This is a genomic window from Dolichospermum sp. LEGE 00246, from assembly GCF_015207865.1.
In the GTDB taxonomy this organism is placed as follows: domain Bacteria; phylum Cyanobacteriota; class Cyanobacteriia; order Cyanobacteriales; family Nostocaceae; genus Dolichospermum; species Dolichospermum heterosporum.
Genome location: NZ_JADEWA010000543.1, coordinates 1 through 3230, shown reverse-complemented (window position 1 = coordinate 3230; position 3230 = coordinate 1). Strand labels below are relative to the sequence as shown.

Below are 3230 nucleotides of genomic sequence, written 5' to 3'. Positions count from 1 at the left end.
GTATATAATCTGCTATCTTACTTTAATTAATAATTAATTCTTTTTTCCGTTTTTGCGGTGAAAACCGCATTTTTTTCCAATTTTGATTAAGATTTGCCTTCAGTAGAAAAATCACTTATGCAAGTTCATCTGACTAATCGGCAACAGAATATACTTTATGCAACTGTACGTCACTATATTACCACAGCAGAACCTGTTGGCTCTAAAGCTCTAATTGAAGGATTCGATCTGGGTGTTAGCTCGGCTACGATTCGCAGTGTGATGGGTGTTTTGGAAAAATCAGGGTTACTTTATCAACCACATACCTCTGCGGGTAGAATTCCTTCTGATTCTGGTTATCGTATTTACGTTGATCAATTAATTAAACCATCAGAAACTTTAGCAAAAGAGGTAGAAACCGTATTACAAAAACATCTGCATTGGGAAGATTGTAGTTTGGAGGCCTTATTACAAGGCGCTGCCCAAATTTTAGCAACATTAAGCGGCTGTATTACTTTAATTACTATGCCGCAACCCACAACCGCAAAGTTACGACATTTGCAACTGGTGCAAATTGAATCAGAGCGAATTATGTTAATTGTGGTGACAGATAGTTATGAAACCCATTCTAAGGTGATGGATTTATTTTTACATAATCCAGAAAGTAAACCAGAAGCGGAGGTAATTGATCATCAATTGCAGATTGTTTCTAACTTTTTGAATACTCATTTAAGAGGACAGAGTTTATTAGAAATAGGCTATCTTGATTGGAGTAAATTGGATCAGGAGTTTAGAGTTTATGGTGAATTATTAAAAAGTTCTTTGGTAGAATTGACTCATCGCGCTCTAGCACCAACAACTACACAAATTATGGTGCGCGGGATTGGAGAGGTTTTACGACAACCTGAGTTTTCTCAGGTACAGCAGGTACAGACAATTATGCAATTATTGGAAGAGGAACAAGACCAACTTTGGCATTTAATTTGTGAAGAAGCAGAAATGCACGATATGAATAAGTCTAAGGTAACAGTGCGAATTGGCACAGAAAATCCTCTTGAACCTATTCGGACTTGTACTTTGATTTCTGCTATTTATCGGCGGGGTTCTGTGCCAGTAGGAAGTGTGGGAGTTTTGGGTCCAACTAGGTTAGACTATGAGAGTGCGATCGCTGTAGTTGCAGCAGCAGCAGATTATCTCTCGGAAGCTTTTAGTTAATTTCCATAAATTCATGTTGAGAAAAATCACTTTTGGTCTATTATGGCTAGGATTTGTTTCCTATGCCTTTTTCTTTGCTCCTCCCGAACAACCTGATACTTTTGAGTTAATCAAAAATCTCTCCACAGGCAATTGGCAAGGCATTAATCCTCTGATTATATCTTTATTTAATATCATGGGGATTTGGCCTTTTATATATAGTGCAGTCGTCTTTTTTGATGGTAGAGGTCAAAAAATCCCAGCTTGGCCTTTCGCTAGTGGTGCTTTTGCATTAGGTGCTTTTGCACTTTTACCCTATTTGGCTTTAAGACAACCCAATCAAAAGTTTATTGGTGAAAAAAAATTATTTCTGAAAATCCTAGATTCTCGCATTTTAGGAATTTTATTAACTATAGGAACGGCGGTTTTATTCGCATCTGGTTTACAAGGCGATTGGGGTGATTTTGTCCAACAGTGGCAAAGTAGCCGATTTATTCATGTGATGAGTTTAGATTTTGTGATGTTGAGTCTATTGTTTCCCACATTACTAGGAGATGATATGGCGCGACGAGGTGGGAAAGATAATCAATTATTTTGGTTATTTGTAATGCCTTTATTTGGAGCTTTGATTTATTTGTGTGTCCGTCCACCTGTAGAGATAGAAAATAAAATAGGAGTTGAGAAGCCTATAATCATCTAACTCCTAAACAATAAAATCAAAAAGGTGAGTATCCAGTTGTGAACATTTTATAACCCGATGTAATACAAATTAAGGAGAGAAAAAATTGCCATAAACTGGTAGGACTAAGAATTGCACGACTACTAATAAATACCGCCATAATACCCACGGAAATAGCAATCCATCCCAGATTTTTCATACTTTCTGAGAAAAAAACTAGCATCAATACACCTAATGTTAGTGCTAACACTGAAATATCAGCGGCAATTCCTCGCCACCAGTAAGGATAGACATTAGTTGTAAAAAATATATTTTTCCCAACTAAGTAAATACCTAAAATCAGCAAACCAAAGCCGGCAATTCTCATTAAAAAGCGCATAATTACCCTGATTACACTCAAAACAGTTAGGACATAGACTTTTATAAAATCACGAAAACCCTAGATTTGTAGGGGTAAAGCAAGAGCTTCATTGGTGTCAACTTAAGCTACAGGTGGCTTATTTGTTGGCTTCCACACTCACCCTACGCTATCATTCCCAGTTGGGTTATGGGTTTTACGTTAAGTTGACACCATTAAGCTCTTGCTTTACCCCTACCCAGAGAATCAAATAATTAAGCCGTGTTGCGTATAACTATTGATAATCGAGAACACCGCACTGAGTTTGACAAGGCTGGGGCATCATTAGCGATCGCCTCCCAAAAAATTGAGGAACAACATTTACGAGCTTCTGCTGATATTCTCGCCAAAGTTTCTGATGATTTAACCTCTTTACATTCATCAATAATTACGTAAGATAATGGAATTTTATCTTTAATTTTACCTTGCAATTCATGTGAATCTAATAATTGTTTTAACAGTGTTTCTGCGGCGATAGCTGCGCTCGCCGAAGGCATCGCGCTCAACCCAGGAACTTTACCAAGTGCTGACAAATCAAATCTAACGACGGGTAATTTTAAATTAGGTTGTGGTTTATTAAATATCCCATATTCAAACATTGCTGCTAATTTTAAAGCTAATTTAGAAGATTCTCTACATCCATTCTCTATTCTTGCTGTAATCTCATTTTGTAAGTCTTGAAAAGTTGGTGGTTTATTAGTCCAGGTGCTTACACTTTCCTGAGTAATACCCTTTTGTTTATAGCACTGACTTAATATTTCTATAATTAATCCCTCTTGATTTGCTCCCATTGTCAAGGCTTTACGCAATATTGCCGCTACTGCTATTCCTTGCAATGCTGGATCACCACCCTTAGAGGATGTTTGAAAAGTTTTAAATGTATAAATTGACCCCTCTGGTAAACCTCTCCAGTATTAAATGTTATTCCTTTTCCCTCTCCTAAAAGGAGAGGGTTAGGGAGAGGTGCGGGGAGAGGCTTTA

Annotated in this window: 4 protein-coding genes; 2 read left to right on the top strand and 2 right to left on the bottom strand. The window is 37.3% G+C overall.

Annotated elements, in window-relative coordinates:
• Positions 1-117: 117 nt before the first annotated feature.
• Entirely contained in the window at positions 118-1194 is a 1077-nt protein-coding gene (hrcA, locus tag IQ228_RS23695; RefSeq protein WP_027402642.1) for a heat-inducible transcriptional repressor HrcA, read from the top strand.
• Between the two features lie 13 nt (positions 1195-1207).
• Complete coding sequence (locus IQ228_RS23690) at positions 1208-1873, top strand: DUF2834 domain-containing protein (protein ID WP_193964655.1); 666 nt, start codon at positions 1208-1210, stop codon at positions 1871-1873.
• 16 nt (positions 1874-1889) lie between these two features.
• Here the strand turns inward: IQ228_RS23690 and IQ228_RS23685 are convergent, their stop codons facing one another.
• Positions 1890-2231 (bottom strand): hypothetical protein, encoded by a 342-nt coding sequence (locus IQ228_RS23685; RefSeq protein WP_039202515.1) that lies wholly within the window; start codon positions 2229-2231, stop codon positions 1890-1892.
• Between the two features lie 233 nt (positions 2232-2464).
• Positions 2465-3085, bottom strand: a complete 621-nt coding sequence (locus tag IQ228_RS23680) for a hypothetical protein (RefSeq protein WP_193964653.1) — start codon at positions 3083-3085, stop codon at positions 2465-2467.
• Positions 3086-3230 lie beyond the last annotated feature (145 nt).